The organism is Pandoraea sp. NE5 (assembly GCF_024363545.1).
Lineage (GTDB): Bacteria > Pseudomonadota > Gammaproteobacteria > Burkholderiales > Burkholderiaceae > Pandoraea > Pandoraea cepalis.
This window is the reverse complement of record NZ_AP025517.1, coordinates 4,630,976-4,649,061: the sequence shown is the minus strand read 5'-3', so window position 1 is coordinate 4,649,061 and position 18,086 is coordinate 4,630,976. Positions and strand designations below refer to the sequence as shown.

Sequence of the window (18,086 nt, the reverse complement as noted above, 5' to 3'; positions counted from 1 at the left end):
TGATGAAGAACACCTTTTTGGATTTTGAACAGCCCATCGCCGAACTCGAAGCGAAGATTGAAGAGCTGCGCTTCGTGCAAGACGATTCAGCCGTCGACATTTCCGAAGAGATCGAGCGCCTCTCGAAGAAGAGCCAGCAGCTCACCAAGGACATCTATACGAACCTGTCGCCGTGGCAGGTTTCGCAAATTTCGCGTCATCCGCAGCGGCCCTACACGCTCGACTACGTTCGCGACATCTTTACCGATTTCCATGAATTGCATGGCGATCGCTCGTTCTCGGACGATCTGGCCATCGTGGGGGGCATGGCGCGTTTCAACGGCCAGGCCTGCATGGTGATCGGTCATCAGAAGGGGCGTGACACGAAGGAGCGTGCGCTGCGCAACTTCGGCATGCCGCGTCCCGAGGGCTATCGCAAGGCCATGCGCCTGATGAAGCTCGCCGAGAAATTCGGTCTGCCGATCTTCACGTTCGTCGACACGCCGGGCGCCTACCCGGGCATCGACGCCGAAGAGCGCGGCCAGTCCGAAGCCATCGGTCACAACCTGTTCGTCATGGCCGAACTCAAGACGCCGATCATCACCACGATCATCGGTGAGGGCGGCTCGGGCGGCGCACTCGCCGTGGCGGTGGCCGACACGGTCATGATGCTGCAGTTCTCGACGTATTCGGTGATTTCGCCGGAAGGTTGCGCGTCGATCCTGTGGAAGAGCGCGGCCAAGGCGCCCGAGGCGGCCGAGGCGCTGGGTCTGACGGCGCACCGCCTCAAGGCGCTGGGCCTGATCGACAAGATCATCAACGAACCGCTGGGCGGCGCGCATCGCGACCCGCTCGGTATGGCCGGCATGCTCAAGCGTGCGCTGGCCGATTCGCTGCGCCAGTTCCAGGGCAACAGCCACAAGGAACTGCTCGAGCGCCGCTTCGAGCGCCTGATGAGCTATGGCAAGTACAAGGAAGCGGTCGCGAAGTAACGCGGCTGCCACGGCGTCGTCGCCCGTGGTGGCGATGACACCTGATCCCATGCCTCATCACGATGCTTCCGCTGCCGCGTGCGCTTCTGCCCGAAGCGACGCGGCAGTTGTCCATGTGGACGTCGCGCTGCGCCTCGCCCTGGCGACGCACGCGACGCCGCACCTCGCGTCAGCCCCTCCCTCCCACGGCACCACGCCTCTGGCCGTCGCGCTGAGCGGCGGACTCGACTCGATGGTGCTGCTCGATGCGCTGGCGTATTGGGTTCAGGCGCGTCGAGACGCGGGCGAGGCGATCGCACCACCGCTGGCCATCCACATCCATCACGGACTGTCCACGCACGCCGACGCGTGGCTCGCCGCGTGCGAGCGCGAGGCGCGTCTGCGCGGTTTTGGGTTCGAGGCGCAACGGGTGAGTGTGCAGCGCGACGCCCGGCAGGGCATCGAGGGCGCGGCGCGTGCGGCGCGCTATCAAGCGCTGGCGGCGTGCTGCGACGCACATGGTGTGGGCTGGCTGTTGAGCGCTCACCACGCGAACGATCAGGCCGAGACCGTGCTGTTGCAGATGCTGCGCGGTGCGGGGTTGCCCGGCGTGGCGGCAATGGGCGTGGAGGGGGTGTTGCCGGTCGCGGCAGGCGAGCCGAGTCGTGCACGGCTGCTGCGGCCGTTGCTCGACGTCTCGCGTGAGACGTTGCTGGCGTATGCAAGGGCGCGCTCGCTGTCGTGGGTCGAGGATCCGTCGAACGACGATCGCCACTACTTGCGCAACGCACTGCGTCACGATGTCATGCCCGCCATCGCGGCCCACGTGCCTGCGTATCGGGAAACATTGGCGCGGTTTGCGCGTCATGCCGCGCAAGCGCAATCGCTGCTTTATCAGCTCGCGCAGACGGATTTCGACATGGCCTGCGTGAGCCAGGCGTCTGGCGACGAGTGTTTGCAGCGCAGTCGATTGCAGGCGCTGGACACGCCACGACTGGCGAACCTTCTGCGGTATTGGGCGGCGCGTCGCGGATTGGCGATGCCGCCCGAAGCGCGGCTGGACGAATGGGTGCGACAGATTCGCGACGCGCACGACGACGCATCGCTCGAATTGCCGCATGGCGGCGCGGTCTTGCGTCTGTATCGCGACGCCTTGCAATGGACCGCGGCGTACGACGTGGCCCACCACGACGAAGGGGCCTCCGATGTCGTATTGCGATGGTCGGGCGAGCGCGAATGGTCGTTGCCGCAATGGCAGGGAAGCATTGTGTTCGTGCCGGTCGCCGAGGGCGAGGCGGACGAGGGGGGCGAGGCATCCATCGACGAGCGCTTGCTACGCGCGCGGCCGCTCGTGGCGAGGGCGCGCGCAGGTGGGGAGCGATGGCGCGAACACGCGCAGGGTCATTCGCGTTCGCTGAAGCACTGGTATCAAAGCCGCGGCGTCGCGGCGTGGTTGCGTCATGTGCCGATCGTCTGGCAGGGACGCGACATCGTGTTCGTGCCGCGCCTGGGGATCGACGGGGCGGCACAAACCGGTGAGTATCGCGGTGTGCGCTGGCGGATGATGTGGCGCGACGAAGCGTAAGCGACCGAAAACAGCACAATCTGCTGTCGAATGCGGCGCGCTGCGTCCTGGGCAGTGCAATCTGCGCCAGACTGGCTCAGGCGCGATACATTCGTGCGATAATCAAAAGTTCCGCGAATCGAAACGCTACCGATACCCTTCGGCGGGTCTCCGTGCGTGATTCATAAACGGTTTCAAATCAATGTGTTAGCAATGTTATGGCTCTGATCGTACACAAATACGGCGGCACGTCGATGGGCTCGGTGGAGCGCATCAAGAATGTCGCCAAGCGCGTGGCCAAGTGGCACAAGGCCGGTTACAAGATGGTGGTGGTGCCGTCGGCCATGTCTGGCGAGACCAATCGTCTGCTGGGGTTGGCCAAGGAGATTTCGGCCCATCCCGATCCGCGCGAACTCGACGCCATTGCCGCCACGGGCGAGCAAGTGAGCGTTGCCCTGCTGGCGATGGCGCTCAAGGAAGCGGGCGTCGATGCCGTGAGCTATGCGGGCTGGCAAGTACCGATCAAGACCGACAGCGCCTTCACCAAAGCTCGTATTTCGGAGATCGACGACACGCGCGTGATGGCCGATCTCAATGCCGGCCGCGTGGTCGTCATCACGGGTTTCCAGGGGATCGATCCGAACGGCAACGTGACCACGCTGGGTCGCGGTGGCTCGGACACGTCGGCGGTGGCGGTGGCCGCTGCGCTCAAGGCCGATGAGTGCCTGATCTACACCGACGTCGATGGCGTGTACACGACCGACCCGCGCGTGGTCGACGACGCGCGTCGCCTCGACAAGGTCACCTTCGAAGAGATGCTGGAAATGGCCAGTCTCGGCTCGAAGGTGCTGCAGATCCGTTCGGTGGAATTTGCCGGCAAGTACCAGGTCAAGACGCGCGTGCTCTCGAGCTTGACCGACCCGATGATCGCGCTCGACGAAGAAGCGCGCTCGGGCACGCTGATTACTTTTGAGGAAGACGAACAAATGGAAAAGGCCATCATCTCGGGTATCGCATTCCAGCGCGACGAGGCCAAGATCACTGTGCGCGGCGTGCCGGATCGTCCGGGCATCGCCTACCAGATCCTTGGTCCGATCGCCGACGCGAACATCGATGTCGACATGATCATCCAGAACCTGAGCATCGAGGGGAAGACCGACTTCACGTTCACCGTGCCGCGCGGCGACTACCAGCGCGCCATGACGCTGCTGCAAAAGGACGTGCAGGGCCACATCGGTGCCGCCGAAGTCGTGGGCGACCCGAAGGTCTCGAAGGTGTCGATCGTGGGCGTGGGCATGCGCTCGCACGTCGGTATCGCCAGCAAGGCGTTCCGCACGCTGTCGGAAGAGGGCATCAACATTCAGTTGATCTCGACGTCCGAAATCAAGATCTCCGTGCTGATCGACGAGAAGTACATGGAACTGGCCGTGCGCGCGCTGCACAAGGCGTTCGAACTCGACCAGGCCTGAGCGTCGTTGACGGCACCCGGTGTGCCGCATGCGCGCAAGAGGCATGCGGCGCGACGCGCGATTTTCGCGCGGCAGTGCGGGGAATGTTCCCCAAGCGTGTCGAAGGCATGACACATGCGCAAATTTTGTTGGTTTTCGATGCGCATAATGTTTGACGACATCGCGAACAGTAGGTAATATCACGCCTTCGTTACATCACCTCCCTGATGTGACGGCAAGTTTGGGAGACGTGGCCGAGAGGTCGAAGGCACTCCCCTGCTAAGGGAGCATCTGGGCCAAAACCTGGATCGAGGGTTCGAATCCCTCCGTCTCCGCCAAGTCGCCTTGGCGGAACACCCCCGGCTCTTCGCGGAGAGCCGGGGGTTTTTTCTTTCCCGAGTTCGCGCGTTGGCGATACCTCGCGCGTCGATACTCTTTCTGTTTCGAGCGAGGACAACGATGTCGATCATCACTACCGATTCCGGCCTGCAATACGACGATCTGCAAGTGGGCGATGGCGCCGAAGCCACGCCGGGTCAGACCGTCACCGTGCACTACACGGGCTGGCTGACCGATGGCAAGAAATTCGATTCCAGCAAGGACCGCAACGACCCGTTCGCCTTCGTGCTCGGCGGTGGCATGGTCATTCGCGGCTGGGATGAAGGCGTTGCCGGCATGAAGGTCGGCGGCAAGCGCAAGCTGGTCATTCCGCCCGAACTAGGCTATGGCGCACGCGGCGCCGGCGGTGTGATTCCGCCCAACGCCACGCTGGTCTTCGAGGTCGAACTTCTGGACGTCTGAGCGATCGAAAGCCGTCACCAAGCGGCATCATCGATGCAAACGACACCCCCGGTGCCTCGCAGGTACCGGGGGTGTTGTCTTTTTACGTGGGCCTTCGCCATGCGCGATGGCTGAACAAAGGAGCCTTCTTTAGGTGTCTCACCCCACCCTGTCTGTTTCCCGATTCTGGTTTCCGTTCTCGCTCGTGCTCTTCGAGTTTGCCGTCTATATCTCGAATGACATGATCATGCCCGGCATGCCGATGGTCACGCGCGAATTCGGGGCGTCGGCGGACATGACCACGCTGGCGCTCACTGCGGCCATGCTCGGCAACGCCAGCCTGCAATGGCTGCTCGGACCGCTCGCCGATCGCTTCGGACGCCGTCGCGTGCTGCTCGGCGGTCTCGTGATGTTCATCGTCGCCTGTCTGGCCACGCACTACGTGCAGACGATGCCGCAGTTCATTGCGCTGCGCTTCCTCCAGGGCATGGGGTGCTGCTTCGTGCTGACGGTGGGCTATCCGACCGTGCACGAAGCGTTCGACGAGAAGACGGCGGTGCGCGTGATGGCGCTCATGGCGAACGTTTCGCTGCTCTCGCCGTTGTTCGGTCCGCTCGCGGGTGCGGCCGTGGTGTCGTACTGGCCATGGCGCAGCATCTTCTGGCTCATCGCCATCGTGGCGGTGTTTTCGTTCGTGGGGCTGTATCGCACCATGCCGGAACTGTCGCGCCATGACCGCACGGCGCTGAACGCGAAGCAGCTCTGGACGGGCTACAAGCTGCCGCTCTCGAGCGCGCGGTTCTGGCGCGGTGCCGTGCTCACGGGGCTTGCCATCACGCCGCTGCTGACATGGATCGCCCTCGGCCCGGTGTTCCTGATCGAGCGCGCCGGTTTGTCGCAGATGCAATACGCGTTGCTGCAAGTGCCGGTCTTCGCGGCGCTGATTCTCGGCAATGTGTTGCTCGCGCGTCAGGTCGGGCGCTGGTCGAATGGCCGATTGCTGGCGACGGGCGTGGCGGCGATGCTGATTGGCGCGGCGGTGTCGCTCATCGGTACGGCGATTCTAGCGCCGGGCTATCCGGCCCTGCTTGTTGGCACGTCGTTGCATGCGTTCGGCATGGGCCTGTGTTACGGGGTGGTGTATCGGCAGTCGTTGTTCGCTGTCGAGAGTCCCAATCGTGCGACGGTGGCCGGCATGCTCAGCATGATCACCATCGTTGTGGCCGTGGCCGTGATCGAGACGATGAAGGTGGCGTACCTCCACTTCGGCGATGCCGCGCTCGGCATCGGCGCGATGATGGCGGCGGCGCTGGTCGCGGTGCTTGCGGCGAACTTCGTCCCACCGCCCGCGCAGGACGCGCTCGCGCAGCCCGGCCGGCCTTCGTAGGTCCGGCTACCCCACTGAAACGCCAGCGAAAACGTCGCTGGCGTTTTTTTTATGCGTCGCGTCAGCCGTGTGCGTGGTCGTCGGCCACGGCCTTCGTGGTCGGCGAGTCCGCATTCTCAGGGGGCGTTGCCGGGTTGGCGGCCGGCGCGGGCGCCGCGTAATAATCGCGCTCCCACTGTTCGTGATTTGCCTTCGCCTGCTGCAACTCCGGCGTGAGCGGTGCGAAGGCCAGCAGCAACTTGTTGAGCCACGATTCCGGGACTTTGCATGGGCGCTCGAAGTCGACGAACAGCACCACGCGTGTCTCGGGCGTATCGTTGTGCACCTGATGGGGATAGGCGTCGTCGAAGATCACGGCGCGGTTCGCTTGCCAGGCGTAACGCTGAGCGTCGACTTCGATCCAGCAGTGCTCCCGCTCGCGCGGCACCTTCAGTGCAAGATGCAGGCGCAGCACCCCGTTGTAAGGACCTCGATGCAGCGGGATCTGCTTGCCCGGCGCGAGGATCGAGAAGAACGCGGTGCGCAACCCGGGAATGCCGTCGAGGGCGGCCGCGGTGGCCGGGCAGCGCGCGAGATTGCGCTCGGCGCGCATGCCGTAGCCGAGAAACACGAAGGTCTGCCACTGATGATCCTGCGTGATGGTGGCGACGTCGGGCGAGATTTCGTGAAACGCCGGCAAACGCCCGGGCGTGGCGAGGACGGCGTCGAGTTCCGCGGCGATGGCCGGCGCCTGCGCTTCGAGGGCTTCGACCCACGGGAACTGCGCGTTGTCGAAAATGGGTCGGTCGCCGACCAATGACCCACGCGCAATACGACGTTGCGCCGCTTCCACGCATTGAAAGAAAAATCGGGCGAGCCAGCGAGGCAGGGTACGGTTGGGGTTCTGCGCGGGCGATCGTGTAGCACTCAACGTCGGCCTCCAGGGCGGAAACAGGGGAACCGGGCCGGCGAGATTGTGTCTTTCAGTGCGGTAACCGCCGGGCTTTTGGGTACAATTGTCGCGCGGTCCGGCCATGTCGCCAAGCCTCGTGCGGGAATTGTGCGTGACGGCACAGGGATGCGCCATGACGAGATGTTACGCGCCGTTATGCCACGTCGCCAAACACGGTGGCGGGGCGAAGGGGAGGGGGGCTGGATGCGTCCGGGCCCCGGCAGGCTGGTGCTGGCCGACCAACACAGGAGACGCATGAAAGCGCCCACTTCACGGCACCCATACACGACACGCGGCCCGCTCAGCCGCTTCGTGACTTCTCTGGTCCGCGTGCTGACCGTCGTTCCCGCCCTCGCCGTCGCCCTGTTGCTGGCGCCGTCGGCGCAGGCGAAGTACGCCATTGCCCAATACGGCGAACCGAAGTATCCGCAAGGGTTCACACACTTCGACTACGTCAATCCCGATGCGCCGCGTGGCGGCACGCTGACGCTGGCGAACCCCGACCGCCGCACCAGCTTCGACAAGTTCAATCCATTCACGCTGCGCGGCACGTCGGCCCCGGGCGTGCTCGGCCTCATGTTCGAGACGCTCGGCATTGGCAGCGCCGACGAACCTGCCACCGTCTATGGCCTGCTCGCCGACGACATCGCGGTGGCCCCCGATGGCGCGTCGGTCACGTTCCACCTCAATCCGGCCGCACGCTTCAACAACGGCGACGCGGTGACGGCGCAAGACGTCAAGTATTCGTTCGATACGCTGATGAGCCCGCAGGCCTCGCCGGGCTTTAAGGTGATGTTCGCGGACGTGAAAAGTGTGAGCGTGCTCGACGCGCGTCGTGTGCGCTTCGACTTCCGTCGCGAGAGTCCCGACCTGCCGCTGCTCGTGGCAACGGTGCCGGTGTTTTCGCCCAAGTGGGGGGCCGGCGCGAACGGCAAGCGCAAGGCCTTCGACGCGCTGACGTTCGAGACGCCCATCGCCAGTGGTCCGTATCTCATCGAGTCGTATGACGGCGGAAGGCGCATCACCTTCCGGCGCAACCCTGAGTACTGGGGCAACGCGTTGCCCGTGCGACGCGGCACCTATAACTTCGAGCGCATCGTCTACAAGCTGTACTCCGACGACATCGTGCGGCTCGAAGGCTTCAAGGCGGGCGAGTTCGACGCCATTACCGAATACCGTGCGAGAAGCTGGGTGCGCAGCTATGTGGGGAAGCGCTTTCGCGATGGCGAACTGATCAAGCGTGAGTTCGCGCACCACAACACGGCGGGCATGCAGGGCTTCATCCTGAACCTGCGACGCGACAAATTTCGCGATGTGCGCGTGCGCCGGGCGCTGGATCTTGCGCTCGATTATCAGTGGCTTAACCGTCAGCTGTTCTACAACCAGTATCAGCGCATCGACAGCTATTTCACCAACAGCGATCTCGCCGCACGCGGCCTGCCGAGCGAGGCGGAGCGCAAGCTGCTCGAACCGCTGCGCAAATCGCTCGATCCGGCCGTGTTCGGGCCGATGGTCGTGCAGCCGACGACGACCCCGCCCGCCAGTCTGCGTGAGAACCTGCGCCAGGCGCGCGAGCTGTTGGCGCAGGCCGGCTGGACTTATCGCGACGGTGCACTGCGTAACGCGAAAGGCGAGCCGTTCGTCTTCGAGTTTCTAGATGATGGCGGTGCGATGGGGCCGGTCGCCTCGGCTTACGCACGCAACCTCGCCAAGCTGGGTATTACGCTGAACTTTCGCACGAGCGACTTCGCGTTGTATCAGAAGCGTCTGGAGGCGTTCGACTTCGACATGATTTCGCTGCGCTATCCCGACTCGCAGATTCCCGGCACCGAATTGCTCGACCGCTTTGGCAGCCACTCGGCCGACGTGGAAGGCTCCGATAACGCCATCGGTCTGAAAGATCCGGCCGTCGATGCGCTCATGGCCGATCTCGTGCGTGCGCATACCTACGACGACCTCGTGGCCGCGGCGCGCGCGCTCGACCGCGTGCTGATGCATGGCTACTACATCGTGCCGCACTGGTTCTCGTCGACGCACCGCATGGCCTACAAGCAATATCTGCACTTCCCGGACAAGTTGCCGAAGTACTACACCGCCGAAGGCTGGCTCGTGTCGACGTGGTGGGATTCGCGTGTGGGGCAGACGCAGGCGGCGACGCCCGGGGCGTCGATGTCCGCTGCGCCGTCTCCGGCGTCCGCCGCGTCCCGATAGCACGTCACCGAGTCAGGAACCGACAGGAGCTGCCCCCAACCATGTGGTCCTACATTCTCAAACGCCTGCTGATCATGATCCCGACGCTGCTCGGTGTGATCACGCTGACCTTCGTGGTCATCCAATTTGTGCCCGGCGGTCCGGTCGAGCAGGTCATGCTCGAACTCAAGGGGCGCGGTGGCGGCGGGGAAGCGAGCGGTGGCGGCGCCGCGAGCGACTATCGCGGACGGCGCGGCATCGACCCGCAACAACTGGCCCAGATCAAGGCGTTGTACGGGTTCGACAAGACGCCGGCGCAGCGTTACTGGCTCATGCTCAAGCGCTTCGCGAAATTCGATCTCGGCCAGAGTTACTTCCATCACCAGAGCGTGTGGTCGCTGATCGTCTCGAAGTTGCCCGTATCGATCTCCCTGGGCCTGTGGACGTTTTTCCTCACATACCTGATATCGGTGCCGTTGGGTATCGCCAAGGCGGTGCGCAACGGCTCCCGATTCGACACGCTCACGAGTCTGGTGGTGCTCGTCGGCTACGCGATCCCGGGCTTCGTGCTCGGGGTGTTGCTGCTGGTGCTCTTCGGCGGCGGCACGTTCTGGCAGTTGTTCCCGTTGCGCGAACTCGTCTCCGATAATTGGAGCGATTTATCGTGGCCGGCGAAGATCACCGACTACCTGTGGCACATCACGCTGCCGGTGACGGCGTCGGTCGTGGGGAGTTTCGCGGTCGTCACGATGCTCACGAAGAACGCGTTCCTCGACGAAATTCGCCGCCAGTACGTGCTCACCGCGCGCGCCAAGGGACTCTCCGAGCGCAAGGTGCTGTTCAAGCACATCTTTCGCAACGCGTTGATTCCGCTGATCACTGGTTTCCCATCGGCCTTCATTGGCGCGTTCTTCGCGGGCAGCCTGCTGATCGAGACGCTGTTCTCGCTCGATGGGCTGGGGCGTCTCTCGTACGAATCGGTGCAGCGGCGCGACTATCCGGTCGTGCTCGGCTCGTTGTATCTGTTCACGCTCATTGGCCTGGTGACCAAGCTCATCTCCGACCTGTGCTACGTCCTGGTCGACCCGCGTATTCAATTCGATCGACTGGAGCACTGACGTGACCCGATCCGCCACGCCATCGCCACGCCCGTCGTCGTTCGCCCCATCGCGTTCGCCGCGTTGGCGTGTCTGGCGGCGCTTTCGCAATCAGCGACTGGGGTATTGGAGTCTCATCGTGTTCGTCGTGTTGTTCGGCATCAGTCTCTTTGCCGAGGTGATCGCCAACGACAAGCCGTGGGTCGTTCGCTACGACGGGCACTGGTATTTCCCACTTGTGGAGACCTATCCCGAGTTGACCTTCGGCGGCGATTTTCCGACGCCGACCGATTACCTCGACCCGTTCATCGAGAAGCGCATCCGCGCGGGCGATAACTTCGCGATCTATCCGCCGGTGCGTTACCACTACGACACCATCAACTATTTCTCGACCACGCCCAATCCCGCGCCGCCGTCGTCGGAGAACTGGCTGGGCACGGACGATCGCGGCAGAGACGTGTTCTCACGGTTGCTCTACGGGTTCCGGTTGTCGGTGATCTTCGCGCTGGCGCTGACGGTCTCCGGCACGCTGCTCGGCGTGCTGGCCGGCGCCGTGCAGGGTTTCTACGGCGGGCGCATCGACCTGACGCTGCAGCGCCTGATCGAAATCTGGGGCTCGTTGCCGGAGCTGTACCTGCTCATCATTTTTGCGTCGATCTTCGAGCCTCATCTGTGGCTGCTTTTCGTGCTGCTCTCGCTGTTCGGCTGGATCGGCTTGTCCGACTACGTGCGCGCCGAGTTCCTGCGCAATCGTCAGCTCGATTACGTTCGCGCTGCGCGGGCGATGGGACTCTCGAACTGGCAGATCATCCGGCGTCACGTGCTGCCCAACAGCATGACGCCGGTCATCACGTTCCTGCCGTTCCGCATGAGCGGCGCGATTCTTGCGCTGACGAGTCTCGACTTCCTGGGCCTCGGCGTGCCGCCGCCGACGCCCAGCCTGGGCGAGTTGCTCAATCAAGGCAAGGCGAATCTCGATGCATGGTGGATTTCGCTGGCCACGTTCGTGGTGCTCGTGCTCACGCTGTTGCTGCTCACGTTCATGGGCGACGCCTTGCGCAATGCGCTCGACACGCGTGTCGCGGACAAGCAGGCCGCCGCCGGGGGGGCAATGTGAGCGCGCCGCTACTCAGTATCGAAAACCTGTCGGTGTACTTCGGCGACACCGAAGCCGTGAAGGACGTGAGTCTTGCCATTGGGCGGGGCGAGCGCGTCGCGCTGGTCGGCGAGTCGGGCTCCGGCAAGAGCGTGACGGCATTGGCCATCCTGCGCCTGCTGCAGGACGCGCAGGTACAGGGACGGATCATGCTCGACGGCGTCGACCTGGCCAGCATGAGCGAGCGCGAGATGCGAGGTATCCGCGGCAACGACGTCGCCATGATTTTTCAGGAGCCGATGACCGCGCTCAATCCGCTTTATTCGATCGGCGACCAGATTGCCGAGGCGCTTGAGCTGCACGAAGGGCTTTTTGCCAAGGAGGCGAAGGCGCGCGCGGTGGAGCTGCTGCGCCGCACGGGCATTCCCGAGCCGGAGCGCCGTGTGTCGCACTTCCCGCACGAGCTGTCAGGCGGGCAACGCCAGCGTGCCATGATCGCCATGGCGCTCGCGTGCCGGCCCAAGTTGCTGCTGGCCGACGAGCCGACCACGGCGCTCGACGTCACCATTCGTGCCCAGATCGTTGAACTGTTGCTGGCGCTGCAACGCGAAGCCGCCGAGACGCGTGGCATGGCGGTGCTGCTCATCACGCACGATCTGAATCTGGTGCGGCGTTTCGCGCAACGCGTCGCGGTGATGGAGAAAGGCGTTCTCGTCGAATGTGCGGACACCGAGACGCTCTTCACCGATCCGCAACATCCGTACACGCGCAAGCTGCTCGATAGTCGTCCGCAGCGCGAGATTCATCCGGTGTTGCCCATTGCGCCGGTGTTGCTCGAGGCGCGCGGGATCGCGGTCGACTACCCGACCTCGCAGCCCGGCATGCGCGGCTGGTTTCAACGCGGACGATTCCGCGCGGTGCATCCGGTCGATCTGGCATTGCGCCAGGGCGAGACGTTGGGCGTGGTGGGCGAGTCGGGCTCCGGCAAATCGACGCTCGCGATGGCGTTGCTGGGACTTCAGCGCACGAGTGCCGGGCAGGTTGAATTCCAGGGCGAGCCGCTCGCCGCCTATCGTGGCAAGGCGCAGCGCACGCTGCGCTCTCGCATGCAGATCGTGTTCCAGGACCCGTTCGGCTCGTTGTCGCCGCGCATGACGATCGAGGAGATCGTGGGCGAGGGGCTCGCGCTGCATCGGCCGCAACAGACGGAAGACGAGCGACGAGCCCGTGTGGCGGACGTGTTGCGCGAGGTGGGAATCGATGCGCGTGCCATGTCGCGCTATCCGCACGAGTTCTCGGGCGGTCAACGTCAGCGCATTGCGATTGCGCGCGCGCTCGTGGTCGATCCGCAGGTGATCGTGCTCGACGAACCGACCAGCGCGCTCGACGTGTCCATTCAACAGCAAGTGCTCCATTTGCTCGCGCAGTTGCAGATCAAGTACAACCTGAGCTACCTCTTCATCAGTCACGATCTGGCCGTCATGCGTGCGATGGCACATCGTGTTCTGGTCTTCAAGGACGGGCGACTGGTCGAGCAGGGGGACACGGAGTCGGTATTTTTCGATCCGCAAAACGATTACACGAGAACGCTGATCGCGGCGGCCATGGGGTAGGGCCTCATGACGCCCCGGTGAAATATCACGCAACGTCGCGGAACATCGTCTAAATCGCAAAGGCTTGATTGTTAATAAAAATTTTCCGATTGCACTGATTGTTTTTTTCTATTACCTTTTGACATCATGTGACGTTCACATTACTATCGCGTACCAATTAAGTTGAATATTCAACGAGTTAACAGTCAGTCAAGACGACAGGTTCGGCGGTGGGTCAGCCGGGCGTAACTCGAAGGCGTTCGACACGGCAGCATCCTGTTGCACCTGACGAGCTACTCATCGGCCATCCGACACACTCAACCCGGCGACTAATGCAGACGATCCCTCCGCGCATCCGCAAGACACTCCTTCTCGCGTTCACTGCCGCTGGCCTCGTTACCGCCTCGTTGTCGGCGCAGGCTGACGACTACAATAACGGTCCGACCGCCGCCGCCCGAGCGGCCGCTGCCACCCTCCAGGCCGGCGGTAGTTTCAGCGCTGCCCAGAGCGCGGCGACCACTGCCGCGGCATCTGATGTGCCGCAAGCGCCTGTCGAAGAATCGCGTGTGCAACGTGCGCAGAAGCTGCTCTCGAACGTGACGGACAAGGCCTCGGACGTGGTGCTGGGTGCGTTGAACTACATCGGCGTGCGCTACAAGTACGGTGGCAATACGCCGGACAGCGGTCTGGATTGCAGCGGCTTCGTGCGTTACGTGTTCCAAGACACGCTTAACTTCATGCTGCCGCGCCGCTCGGAAGAAATGAGCCAGGTGGGCGAGCGTATCGCCAAGACCGATCTGAAGCCGGGCGATCTGGTGTTCTTCAATACGATGCGGAGAAGCTTCTCGCACGTCGGCATCTATATTGGCGGCGACAAGTTCGTGCATGCCCCGGCCACCGGCGGCAAGATTCGTGTGGAGGACCTGCGCGAGTCATACTGGTCGGCCCGCTACAACGGCGCCCGCCGTGTCGAAACGCTCAAGGCCAGCGCCGAACTGACGCGCGTTGAGCAGCTCTTCAAGAACGACCACCCGATGTAGGCGTTTGATGTCCGCGGCGTTGGCGGATAACTAGACGAGACAACAAAACGAAATGCCGCCCAGTGGGCGGCATTTCGTATTTCAGGGGGTGGATTACGGCGCTCGTCAGAGCGCTTGGCGTGCCCGGTGCGGCTTCGCTCAGCGCGAGGCTTGCGGCATGCCGCGCGTGGCGTCCGTCTGCGCTTCGGCCAGCTTGCGCTGGATCTGCGGCCACATCGCGGCAACCGCTTCTTCGCCAGCCAGGATGGCGCGATTGCGGCCCTGGAAGTCCGAGGCCCCCATCTTTGCCAGCGACGGACGAATCACCACGTCCGCATTCTTTTCCAACTCGTACTGCTTGATCGACTGCCCCATGATCGTGAACGTCTGCATGAGGATGTCGAACTGGCCTTGCGTGGCCTGTGCGGTCGGGTTGGCCGAAATGTCGACGGCAATCACAAAGTCGGCCCCCATCTGGCGGGCGTATTCGGCGGGCACCGGCGCGACCAGGCCGCCATCGACGTAATCGCGCGTGCCGATATGCACGGGCTCGAACACGCCTGGCACGCTGCTCGACGCGCGTACGGCCTGTCCGGTATTGCCGCGACGGAAAAGGATCGGTGCGCCGCTCTGCAAGTCGGTGGCCACGATGCCCAACTGGCGCGGCATCTGCTCGATCGGGCGATCCTTGAGGATCTTGTTGACGTAGGACTGCAGGGCTTCGCCGCGCAGCATGCCGCGAGAGCGGAATGGCATCGTCCAGTCGCTGATGGATGCTTCATCCATCGTCGACGCCAGGCGGTTGAGCTGGAAGCCGTTCAGACCGGAGGCGTACATCGCGCCGACGACGCTCCCCGCACTGGTGCCGACCACGATGTCCGCGTGTATGCCGCGGGCCTCCAGCGCCTTGATGACGCCCACATGCGCGAACCCGCGCGCCGCGCCGCCGCCGAGCGCAAGCCCGATCTTCAGCGGCCGGACCACCTTCGGCGGCGCCGCCGGGGTGGCGGGTACCGTCGGTGTCTGCGCGGTCGACGACGTGCTGTCGGCAGAGGTCACGGGCGCATTGCCCCCTGGCGCGCTCGCGCACCCGGCCAACACGGCGGCCATGGCGAGTGCGCTCAAGGCCGTGCGGGATGAGGCGGCGAGCGGGACGCGCGCGCTGGCGAGGAAGGGCAGGAAGGGACGCAAAAGAGGATGCAAAAGCGAGTGCGAGTGGGGCCGCGCAAGGGCGGGGGCGCCGTGGGCTGTCGGTGTGACAGGGCGGCGTAGTTTTCGAATCGACGACAACAAAGGGAAACTCCGGCAGGGCAGGACAAACGCGCGTGGCGCCTTCGATCAGAGGGGGATGGCAGGCGACTGGCGCGCGTCGACGCGCAATTTTACGGCGGTTGGAGCCGCCCGGGCGCAATTCGGTTCACTTTTCGAGGAGATCGTCGAGAGGCGCGCACCTGACCGGAACCTTTGACGGGGTGCTTCGTCTTATCAGCCGCAACCGACGGAGCGCACCAGGTTCGGGTGCCTTCTGTTCCCAGTCGCGGCGGCCTTGGCGATTCGCCGACCGCACCAGCGCCCCTCCGCGCATCCCCCTGCACGTTTCCCATAATGAAGATGTGAATTAATGATAATGGGAATCATTTGCAATATTGGGCATCATTCATTATCCTGTTCCTCTCTACGAAACCACGACAGCGGGGGAATGGCCCATGAAGGCGAAGACGATCGGCAAACTGGCGCGACTGACGGTACTCGGCACGTTGATGGGCGCGACACTCGGCGCGCAGGCCGACACCGGTGGCGTGCTGAACCTGTATTCGGCGCGTCATTACCAGACCGACGAACAGCTTTTCGGTGAGTTCACACGACAGACCGGCATCAAGATCAATCGGATCGAAGCGGACGACGCGGCGCTACTGGAGCGGTTGAAGAGCGAGGGAGCGAAGAGTCCGGCGGACGTCATTCTGATGGTCGACGCGGCGCGTCTGGCGAAGGCCGACGAGGCAGGGCTGTTCCAGCCGACCCGGTCGACGACGCTCGATGCGCGCATTCCAGCCAAGCTGCACGCCGCGGGCACGACGGTCGGCACGGACTGGTACGGCTTTTCGACGCGGGCGCGCGTGATTGTCTACAACAAGGACAAGGTCGACCCGAAGACGGTGCAGACCTACACCTCGCTGGCCGATCCGTCGCACAAGGGGCAAGTCTGCACCCGGTCGGGCTCGCATCCGTACATGCTCTCGCTGGTGGGCGCGCTGATCGCGCGTGAAGGCGCGCCGGCGACGCAGAAATGGGCCGAAGGCATGGTGGCGAACTTTGCGCGTGCACCGCGCGGGGGAGATACCGACCAGATCAAGGCGGTGGCGACAGGGGAGTGCAGCGTGGCGCTCGCGAACTCTTACTATTACGTGCGCATGGCGCGTTCGGAGAAGCCTGAGGACAAAGCGCTGATGACCAAGGTGGGGTTGATCTGGCCGGATCAGGCGGGCAAGGGCACCCACGTGAATGTGGCGGGGGCGGGCATTGCCAAGCATGCACCGAACCATGCCAACGCCGTGAAGTTCCTGGAATATCTCGCGAGCGACGACGCGCAGCGGTACTTCGCGAACGGCAACAACGAGTGGCCCGCCGTGCCGACGACTCGCGTCGACAACCCCGCACTCGCCGCGCTGGGCTCATTCAAGGCGGAAGACGTGCCCATCGGCACCATCGCGAAAAGCCTGCCGGAAGCGCAGCGTATTCTCGATCGAGCGGGCTATAAATAAACCGACGCCTGATCGCGGGGGGCGCGATGCCCCCGCGATCATCGGCGTGGATGCTGTCAATCGACAAAGGGCACCGGGAAATTCCGGTGCCCTTTGTCGCTAACGGTCGCTGATGACCTGAGCGATGCCCGACAATCCGGTCGATTCAGTGGATCGACCCGCGGGATCCGTGGGCTCAGGCGATGCGCTTGGCAGTGCGCTCAGTCGATATCATCGCCCGGCTGATACATATGGTAGTCGCCCGTGGCATACACTCCCTTGTAGGGCATAGGCGACTCCTCGTCGTGATCGACCGGATGCGTCTCGGCGATACGCAGCGAGTCGCGCACTTGCGGCGGCTCGCATTCCGCGATCAGACGCAGGGCTTCGGCTTCATCTTCGGCCACCACGTCGTAGGTGGTGACGAACGCGGGCGGCGGGCCATCGGGATCCTCATCCTCCAGCGGCTCATACCATTGCCCTTCCACGATCAGATGCATCACGTGGGCCACATCCGATTGCGCGTCGCGTGCGGCACGCAGGGCCCACAGGGCCGTGTCGCTCCACTTGTAGAGCTGCACGGCCTCCAGCGCCGACGCGAGCGCCTTATCGTTATCGCCCGACTGCTTGTACGCGAGCGATAGCTCGGCGAGCACGTCGGCCATGGCCACGTTGCTGCCTTCGTCGTCACGCGCGTGCTGGTGCAGCGATTCGTAGGTTGCAATGGCGGCCTTCGGCTCACCTTGGGCGTTGAACAGGTGCATGCGCAGTGCAATGGCGTTTTCGATGAAGGCACGTCCGGCCTGTGCGAGGTGCGGGCTCTCAAGCACACGGTCGAGACGCGTTTGTGCCGACGTGAAATCGCCGTGGCGGGTGAGGGCGTTGGCGTGATTGAAGTCGACGATGACGACGTCTTCGTCCGGCGCGCAATTGCCCGCTGCCTCATATGCCTCGATGGCGGCCGGGAAGCGCCCCAGATCGGAGCGGTAGTTGCCGAGCAGTTGCCAGAGCAGCCAGACGCCCGGCGCATGCGCGACACCGGCTTCCAGAATGGTCACGGCCTGTTCCATGTCGTCCATATCGGCGTAGGCCATTGCCTGCACCTCATAGGCGCCCGAGTACTGCATCGACTCGAGCCGCTTGCCGATCTCCAGCGCCGACTCGGGGTCGCCGGCTTCGAGGTGGGCAAAGGCTTCCGCCATCAAATCGTCTTGCTCGGACATTGCAATCTCTCCTTCGGGAACCGCGTTGGGGAACGCGTGTTGGCGGCCGGTGCGCGGTGCCGTTCCAT

Annotated in this window: 14 protein-coding genes and 1 tRNA gene; 12 read left to right on the top strand and 3 right to left on the bottom strand. The window is 63.8% G+C overall.

The window, feature by feature from the left end:
* Positions 1 to 2 precede the first annotated feature (2 nt).
* From PanNE5_RS21020 to PanNE5_RS20995, 6 genes are all read left to right on the top strand, one after another.
* Entirely contained in the window at positions 3 to 971 is a 969-nt protein-coding gene (locus tag PanNE5_RS21020; RefSeq protein WP_017234704.1) for an acetyl-CoA carboxylase carboxyltransferase subunit alpha, read from the top strand.
* Between the two features lie 49 nt (positions 972 to 1,020).
* The gene (gene tilS / locus PanNE5_RS21015) at positions 1,021 to 2,535 is read left to right on the top strand and encodes a tRNA lysidine(34) synthetase TilS (protein WP_261938754.1); all 1,515 of its coding nucleotides are present in this window, start codon (positions 1,021 to 1,023) and stop codon (positions 2,533 to 2,535) included.
* Positions 2,536 to 2,732: 197 nt separating this feature from the next.
* Positions 2,733 to 3,983, top strand: a complete 1,251-nt coding sequence (locus PanNE5_RS21010; RefSeq protein WP_130025635.1) for an aspartate kinase — start codon at positions 2,733 to 2,735, stop codon at positions 3,981 to 3,983.
* Between the two features lie 223 nt (positions 3,984 to 4,206).
* Positions 4,207 to 4,300, top strand: a tRNA-Ser gene (locus tag PanNE5_RS21005).
* Between the two features lie 121 nt (positions 4,301 to 4,421).
* On the top strand, positions 4,422 to 4,763 hold the full coding sequence (locus tag PanNE5_RS21000; protein ID WP_017234707.1) for an FKBP-type peptidyl-prolyl cis-trans isomerase: 342 nt from the start codon (positions 4,422 to 4,424) through the stop codon (positions 4,761 to 4,763).
* Between the two features lie 133 nt (positions 4,764 to 4,896).
* On the top strand, positions 4,897 to 6,129 hold the full coding sequence (locus PanNE5_RS20995; protein ID WP_150563017.1) for an MFS transporter: 1,233 nt from the start codon (positions 4,897 to 4,899) through the stop codon (positions 6,127 to 6,129).
* Between the two features lie 61 nt (positions 6,130 to 6,190).
* Here the strand turns inward: PanNE5_RS20995 and PanNE5_RS20990 are convergent, their stop codons facing one another.
* The gene (locus PanNE5_RS20990; protein WP_261938753.1) at positions 6,191 to 7,039 is read right to left on the bottom strand and encodes an aspartyl/asparaginyl beta-hydroxylase domain-containing protein; all 849 of its coding nucleotides are present in this window, start codon (positions 7,037 to 7,039) and stop codon (positions 6,191 to 6,193) included.
* 276 nt (positions 7,040 to 7,315) lie between these two features.
* Here PanNE5_RS20990 and PanNE5_RS20985 point away from each other — a divergent pair, with 276 nt between their 5' ends.
* From PanNE5_RS20985 to PanNE5_RS20965, 5 genes are all read left to right on the top strand, one after another.
* Positions 7,316 to 9,271: an extracellular solute-binding protein gene (locus tag PanNE5_RS20985; protein WP_261938752.1), complete on the top strand. Its 1,956-nt coding sequence runs from the start codon at positions 7,316 to 7,318 to the stop codon at positions 9,269 to 9,271.
* 41 nt (positions 9,272 to 9,312) lie between these two features.
* Complete coding sequence (locus PanNE5_RS20980; RefSeq protein ID WP_017234711.1) at positions 9,313 to 10,368, top strand: microcin C ABC transporter permease YejB; 1,056 nt, start codon at positions 9,313 to 9,315, stop codon at positions 10,366 to 10,368.
* Between the two features lies 1 nt (position 10,369).
* Complete coding sequence (locus PanNE5_RS20975) at positions 10,370 to 11,464, top strand: ABC transporter permease (protein WP_261938751.1); 1,095 nt, start codon at positions 10,370 to 10,372, stop codon at positions 11,462 to 11,464.
* Positions 11,461 to 13,056: an ABC transporter ATP-binding protein gene (locus PanNE5_RS20970; RefSeq protein ID WP_261938750.1), complete on the top strand. Its 1,596-nt coding sequence runs from the start codon at positions 11,461 to 11,463 to the stop codon at positions 13,054 to 13,056. The genes PanNE5_RS20975 and PanNE5_RS20970 overlap by 4 nt, the downstream gene beginning before the upstream one ends.
* 311 nt (positions 13,057 to 13,367) lie before the next feature.
* Positions 13,368 to 14,075 carry a C40 family peptidase gene (locus tag PanNE5_RS20965; protein ID WP_017234714.1) on the top strand — a complete coding sequence of 236 codons (708 nt, stop codon included), beginning with the start codon at positions 13,368 to 13,370 and terminating at the stop codon, positions 14,073 to 14,075.
* Between the two features lie 138 nt (positions 14,076 to 14,213).
* Here PanNE5_RS20965 and PanNE5_RS20960 read toward each other — a convergent pair whose 3' ends face one another.
* Entirely contained in the window at positions 14,214 to 15,164 is a 951-nt protein-coding gene (locus tag PanNE5_RS20960) for a patatin-like phospholipase family protein (RefSeq protein ID WP_017234715.1), read from the bottom strand.
* Between the two features lie 596 nt (positions 15,165 to 15,760).
* Between PanNE5_RS20960 and PanNE5_RS20955 the strand changes: the two genes are divergently transcribed.
* Positions 15,761 to 16,816 (top strand): extracellular solute-binding protein, encoded by a 1,056-nt coding sequence (locus tag PanNE5_RS20955; RefSeq protein WP_410007549.1) that lies wholly within the window; start codon positions 15,761 to 15,763, stop codon positions 16,814 to 16,816.
* Positions 16,817 to 17,016: 200 nt separating this feature from the next.
* On the opposite strand, the gene PanNE5_RS20950 is transcribed toward PanNE5_RS20955, so the two are convergent.
* Positions 17,017 to 18,018: a tetratricopeptide repeat protein gene (locus PanNE5_RS20950; protein WP_261938749.1), complete on the bottom strand. Its 1,002-nt coding sequence runs from the start codon at positions 18,016 to 18,018 to the stop codon at positions 17,017 to 17,019.
* Positions 18,019 to 18,086 lie beyond the last annotated feature (68 nt).

What these genes read in the sequence shown, in the direction of transcription:
- PanNE5_RS21020 (WP_017234704.1), top strand. Translation starts at nt 3, where the DNA reads ATGAAGAACACCTTTTTGGATTTTGAACAGCCCATCGCCGAACTCGAA.
- tilS (WP_261938754.1), top strand. Translation starts at nt 1,021, where the DNA reads ATGCCTCATCACGATGCTTCCGCTGCCGCGTGCGCTTCTGCCCGAAGC.
- PanNE5_RS21010 (WP_130025635.1), top strand. Translation starts at nt 2,733, where the DNA reads ATGGCTCTGATCGTACACAAATACGGCGGCACGTCGATGGGCTCGGTG.
- PanNE5_RS21000 (WP_017234707.1), top strand. Translation starts at nt 4,422, where the DNA reads ATGTCGATCATCACTACCGATTCCGGCCTGCAATACGACGATCTGCAA.
- PanNE5_RS20985 (WP_261938752.1), top strand. Translation starts at nt 7,316, where the DNA reads ATGAAAGCGCCCACTTCACGGCACCCATACACGACACGCGGCCCGCTC.
- PanNE5_RS20980 (WP_017234711.1), top strand. Translation starts at nt 9,313, where the DNA reads ATGTGGTCCTACATTCTCAAACGCCTGCTGATCATGATCCCGACGCTG.
- PanNE5_RS20965 (WP_017234714.1), top strand. Translation starts at nt 13,368, where the DNA reads ATGCAGACGATCCCTCCGCGCATCCGCAAGACACTCCTTCTCGCGTTC.
- PanNE5_RS20960 (WP_017234715.1), bottom strand. Translation starts at nt 15,164, where the DNA reads ATGGCCGCCGTGTTGGCCGGGTGCGCGAGCGCGCCAGGGGGCAATGCG.
- PanNE5_RS20955 (WP_410007549.1), top strand. Translation starts at nt 15,761, where the DNA reads ATGAAGGCGAAGACGATCGGCAAACTGGCGCGACTGACGGTACTCGGC.
- PanNE5_RS20950 (WP_261938749.1), bottom strand. Translation starts at nt 18,018, where the DNA reads ATGTCCGAGCAAGACGATTTGATGGCGGAAGCCTTTGCCCACCTCGAA.